Source organism: Plectonema cf. radiosum LEGE 06105, assembly GCF_015207665.1.
In the GTDB taxonomy this organism is placed as follows: domain Bacteria; phylum Cyanobacteriota; class Cyanobacteriia; order Cyanobacteriales; family Nostocaceae; genus Rivularia; species Rivularia radiosa_A.
This window is the reverse complement of sequence record NZ_JADEWL010000240.1, coordinates 1-5,476: the sequence shown is the minus strand read 5'-3', so window position 1 is coordinate 5,476 and position 5,476 is coordinate 1. Positions and strand designations below refer to the sequence as shown.

Sequence of the window (5,476 nt, the reverse complement as noted above, 5' to 3'; positions counted from 1 at the left end):
TACTTATATAATATTAAACTGAAGCGCAAAGAGATGTCAGCGCTTGCCACTAAGGATGAAAAAAATATTTAACATTTGATAATATAAAGCTGTACAAAGTAAAAACATCAACATACATTAACATCAATATGTCAACTTATCTAGTAACGGGTGCAAATCGAGGTATCGGCTTAGAATATTGTCGCCAACTCAAAGAAAGAGGAGATAATGTGATTGCTGTATGTCGTTCAGTGTCAGATGAATTAAAAGATTTAGGGGTACAAATAGAAACAAATATTGATATTACAACTGAAGATTCAATTGCTCAATTAGTTAAAAGACTTGACGGTAAACAAATTGATGTTTTAATTAACAATGCCGGTATTATCGAGCAAGTTAGCCTTGAAAACTTAGATTTTGATAGCATTCGTAGACAATTTGAAGTCAATGCAATCGGTCCATTACGATTAACTCAGGCTTTATTAAATAACTTAAAATCTGGTGCAAAAGTCGTGATGATGACAAGTCGTATGGGTTCTATTGACGACAATAGTTCTGGTGGTTCCTACGGTTATCGGATGTCCAAAGTGGCTTTGTCAATGGCGGGTAAATCCTTATCCCATGACTTAAAATCTAAAGGTATTGCAGTAGCAATTCTGCATCCAGGGTTAGTTAAAACCCGCATGACTGGCTTTACCGATTCCGGAATTACCACCACACAATCAGTAAAAGGACTATTGACTCGTATCGAGCAATTAAACTTGCAAAATACCGGAACCTTCTGGCATTCTAACGGTGAAATATTACCTTGGTGAGCAGATTGGAGATTTTGGATTAGATTTTGGATTGTAAAATGCTACTCTATGAACTTAAGATAAACATTCTTCTCCTCTGCGTACCTCCGCGCTAAACGGATGCCTACCTTTGCGTTTAAAATATCTTCTACCATCTCATGATAGAACCTAAAATTCTTGTAGATTCCCAACACCACAATGCCGAATGTCCCCTTTGGCATCCCCAGCAGCAATGTCTTTATTGGACAGATATTCCCGAAGGAAAGCTTTTCCGCTACTACCCAAAGACAGATATTTATTCAGAAATTTATTATGGAGAACCCGTTGGTGGTTTAACTCTACAAGTTGATGGTTCTTTACTTTTATTTAAGACTAGAGGAACCATTGAACGTTGGGAAGAAGGTAAAATTACTACCATAGTTGAGGAAATTCCCGCAGAAAAACATACTCGTTTTAACGACGCGATCGCAGACCCGATGGGGCGAGTTTTTTCCGGTACAATGGCAACAGAGGAAGATAAAGGAAGACTCTATCGTATAGATACCGACGGTTCGATTCATGTAATTTTAGAGGAACTTTTAGTTCCCAACGGCATGGGTTTTTCTCCAGATTTAAAATATTTTTATTTTACCGACTCCGACACCCACACCATCTACCGTTTTGATTACGATCAAGAAACCGGGAATATTACCAATCAACAAAATCATATAATTACTCCCCAAGATCAAGGAGTTCCCGATGGAATGACGGTTGATGCTGAAGGCTACATTTGGTCAGCTCGTTGGGATGGTTCAAGTTTGTATCGTTACGCTGCCGATGGTACTGAGGTTTTACGTATACCTTTTCCGGCTTTGAAAGTAACCTCCATGACTTTCGGTGGTTCCGATTATAGCGACCTCTATGTTTCAACAGCAGGAGGAAACGACCGTTCCCAAGAAGGTGCTGGAGCAGGAGCAATTTTCCATCTTCAGGTTGACGTCAAGGGAGTGCCAGAATATACATCTAGAATATTTATTTCTTCCTAAAGGAGTCAAACAAAATTATGTGTGGAAGATTTACTTTGACAGCAGAAGCGGAAAGTTTAAGGGAAATTTTTCAAATTTCGGATAATAGTAATTGCCAATGGGAAGCAAATTATAACATTGCCCCAACACAAATGGTGATGACTGTTTTATATAACGGAGAAACCAAACAACGTGAATTGCGATCGCAACATTGGGGATTGATTCCCAGCTGGGCAAAAGATACTAAAATAGCAGCAAAATTAATTAATGCCAGAGCCGAAACATTAGCAGAAAAACCTTCTTTTCGTTCGGCATTTAAACGCAGACGCTGTTTAGTAATTGCCGATGGTTTTTACGAATGGCAACGTTTAGAAAAGAAAAAACAGCCATACTACTTTCAGCGACAAGATAAACAGCCCTTTGCTTTTGCAGGCTTGTGGGAACAATGGCATCCCGACGTAGAAAACATTACCTCTTGTACAATAATTACCACAGATGCCAACGAATTATTACAGCCAATTCATCATCGGATGCCAGTGATTCTCCCACAGCAAGATTACGAAAAGTGGTTAGATCCGCAGCTACAGCAAACCGAACTATTACAGGAACTATTGCAACCTTACCCAGCCGAGCAAATGAGTGCTTATGCAGTCAGCACAAAAGTTAATAATCCGCAGCATCAAAGTCCGGACTGCATCGTACCAGAAAGAGAAGAAAATTAACACTCAATCGCTTTCTTGATCGGTTAAATTAGCTATTAAGTGAATTTTTAACAGTTAACTGCGATCAGTTTTTTGATTATTGTAGGTCTTTACTGTAGTAGTTGTTCAAAGTGAATCATCATAATTATTAGATATGCCAAGAACTCAGAAAAACGATAACTTTATCGACAAATCTTTTACAGTAATGGCAGACCTCATATTAAAACTTCTGCCAACCAATCAAAAAGCTAAAGAAGCCTTTGTTTACTATCGAGATGGGATGTCAGCCCAAGCAGACGGAGAATATGCCGAAGCTTTAGACAACTACGAAGAAGCTTTGACACTCGAAGAAAACGTATTCGACAAAAGCTATATTCTCTACAACATGGGGTTAATTTATGCCAGTAACGGCGACCATGACAAAGCATTAGAGTTATATCATGAAGCAATAGAACTTAATCCTCGTCTGCCCCAAGCCTTAAATAACATCGCCGTAATTTACCACTACAAAGGTGAAAAAGCCAAAGAAGGTGGCGATACAGATGCAGGTGAAGCCCTATTCGACCAAGCCGCAGACTACTGGATTCGAGCAATTCGTATGGCTCCCAATAACTACATTGAAGCGCAAAACTGGCTCAAAACCACAGGGCGATCGCAAATGGACGTATATTTTTAGTAGTTAGTAGTTAGTTGTTGGTTGTTGGTTGTTGGTTGTTGGTTGTTAGTTGTTAGTTGTTGGTTGTTGGTTGTTAGTTGTTGGTTGTTAGTAGTTAATAGTTGGTTGTTGGTTGTTAGTTGTTGGTTGTTGGTTGTTGGTTGTTAGTAGTTAATAGTTGGTTGTTGGTTGTTGGTTGTTGGTATATTATTGGTGACTAACTACTTAATTTTTAATTGTTAAAATATTACACAAATATTACACAAAAAAATGATTGACCGCGAACAAGTACGTAAAGTAGCTCATCTTGCCCGTTTAGAATTAACAGCAGTAGAAGAAGAAAAATTCACCACACAATTAGGCGATATTCTCGATTATTTCGAGCAATTGAGCGAACTAGACGTGACCAACGTGGCACCCACAACTAGAGCGATCGATGTTAGCAATGTCACCCGCGAAGACAAATTACAGCCCTACCCAGATAGAGAAGCCATCCTCCAAAGCGCACCAGAACAAGAAGGAGAATATTTCAAAGTTCCCAAAATTATGAATCAAGAATAAATTACAGTAATTGGTAATGGGTAATTGGTAATGGGTAATTGGTAATGGGTAATTGGTAATTGGTAAATAATCAGCAGTTATGCCCCATCCCCCCATCCCTCCATCTCCTTGTCCTCACTTACTTCCTTGACGCAAGGTTTTCACCCATTTTAAACGCTTAGGACGTATTGACATCCGAATGGTAGTCGTGCTGATGACTACTATCCAGTGGAACATATATAAAATGCCGCGTAGACTTTGCAATGGCAAAATGTAAGTGTAAGTTTTCAACCCTTTATTTTTATGTATCCGTTTGAGACCGGCAAACATACCGAAAAATGACACTGTTACCGTCATTCCGGTTAATGGACTTAAAATCGGAGGACGGTGACGAGCGATCGCCATTAAGAAGTCGGGGATGATTGCGGTTGGGATAATGTACTGAATCAGCACAAAATTGACTAGTAGTTCAAAGGTTTTCCACGTACCCATGCGATTGCGAACAATCAAGTCCCAGTAGTCTAGATAACGCTGATATCCACCTTCAGCCCAACGATTACGCTGATGCCAAAGAGAGACTGCATTGGTAACACCTTCTTCTTTGACTACCGGATAAAATACGCATTCAATATCCCACTTATCTAAATGCAAACGGAGTGTCAAATCTAAGTCGTCGGTGATAGTTTCTTCATTCCATCCGCCGCAACTGTACAAAGCTGTACGCCGCACAAATTGACCGTTACCGCGTAATTCGCCAATACCGCTCCCCAAACTGCGTCGTTCTTGGAAAAAAGTATCAACAGCCATTTCTGCCATTTGACCTTTTGTCCAAAAATTTGTCGAAGCGTTGGCAATTTCTTTTCGTAACTGCACTGCTCCGACATTATCTTGCCCAAACAAAGGTATGGTTCTGAGCAACACATCCGACGAAACTTGAGCATCAGCATCAAATACAGCAATAACTTCACCTTTTGTCAGTGGTAATACCTGGTTTAAGGCTCCTGATTTACCACCACTAGCTCCAGCTTCTCGCCGCAATACCTTTAAATTTTCATATTTCAAAGCTAGTTCATACAGCAATTCTGGTGTGTTGTCGCTACTGTTATCGTCAACTATCCAAACTTCATACCCAGAGCGGGGGTATTCCAAATTGCAAAGATTATTTACTAAATTGCTAATAACTAATTCTTCATTTTTCGCTGCAACTAATAAAGAGACAAAAGGTAAATCTCCTTTTGTTTCCTCATCTACAGAGCGAGGTTTGGCAAATACAATTACTAAAGCGTGCAGCCCGACAACAGTAGTCAACCCTAAGACAATTAAAAAACCCCAAGAAACTAAGTGCAAAGCAATTGTACCGCTCCAGACCATTGTCAAAACTAGAGCAGCTTTGCGCCTACGACCTTGAAACCGGGAAGGAACAAACAATTTTTGCGATCGCTGTTCTTCTAAATCCATATTTGCCGACATTTCAGCAAACATCGAGTTAAGCGGGTCAAGTTCGTTATAAGAATCTTTTTCGGGCCAGGAATTCGCTGGCATAATTTACTTAATTCAATCACAAGTATTTGTCTACAACAATGCCATGAAGCTAGTTTTAGATAATACGATATCACCGAACAAGGCAAAAGTAAAAAAAAATAAAAATGGTTTGAAGCACCATTATTTATTTATGGAACGAAGTAAAAACATTTGTTTCGAGACACGTAGTGCCTTCAAACAATACGTCCTTATCAAATCCCCTTAATTTATTTATGGGGATTATCTTTTTACTTTTTACTTTTTACTTTTTAACCCCTCCCC

Annotated in this window: 6 protein-coding genes; 5 read left to right on the top strand and 1 reads right to left on the bottom strand. The window is 39.3% G+C overall.

All coding sequences use genetic code 11. The features are described from left to right. Positions 1-128 precede the first annotated feature (128 nt). The 5 genes from IQ247_RS31180 (at position 129) to gatC (ending at position 3,694) form a co-directional block, all read left to right on the top strand. Complete coding sequence (locus IQ247_RS31180; protein ID WP_193925995.1) at positions 129-794, top strand: SDR family oxidoreductase; 666 nt, start codon at positions 129-131, stop codon at positions 792-794. A 137-nt stretch (positions 795-931) separates the two neighbouring features. Next, a complete protein-coding gene (locus IQ247_RS31175) occupies positions 932-1,798 on the top strand; it encodes an SMP-30/gluconolactonase/LRE family protein (RefSeq protein WP_193925993.1) in 867 nt (288 codons plus the stop codon). A 17-nt stretch (positions 1,799-1,815) separates the two neighbouring features. Beyond that, positions 1,816-2,499 (top strand): SOS response-associated peptidase, encoded by a 684-nt coding sequence (locus IQ247_RS31170; protein WP_193925992.1) that lies wholly within the window; start codon positions 1,816-1,818, stop codon positions 2,497-2,499. 133 nt (positions 2,500-2,632) lie between these two features. After that, positions 2,633-3,154, top strand: coding sequence for a photosystem I assembly protein Ycf3 (locus IQ247_RS31165; protein ID WP_193925991.1), 522 nt, complete (start codon positions 2,633-2,635; stop codon positions 3,152-3,154). 249 nt (positions 3,155-3,403) lie between these two features. Beyond that, a complete protein-coding gene (gene gatC / locus IQ247_RS31160; RefSeq protein WP_193925990.1) occupies positions 3,404-3,694 on the top strand; it encodes an Asp-tRNA(Asn)/Glu-tRNA(Gln) amidotransferase subunit GatC in 291 nt (96 codons plus the stop codon). Between the two features lie 114 nt (positions 3,695-3,808). Here the strand turns inward: gatC and IQ247_RS31155 are convergent, their stop codons facing one another. Then, a complete protein-coding gene (locus IQ247_RS31155) occupies positions 3,809-5,215 on the bottom strand; it encodes a glycosyltransferase family 2 protein (protein WP_193925989.1) in 1,407 nt (468 codons plus the stop codon). Positions 5,216-5,476: the final 261 nt, after the last annotated feature.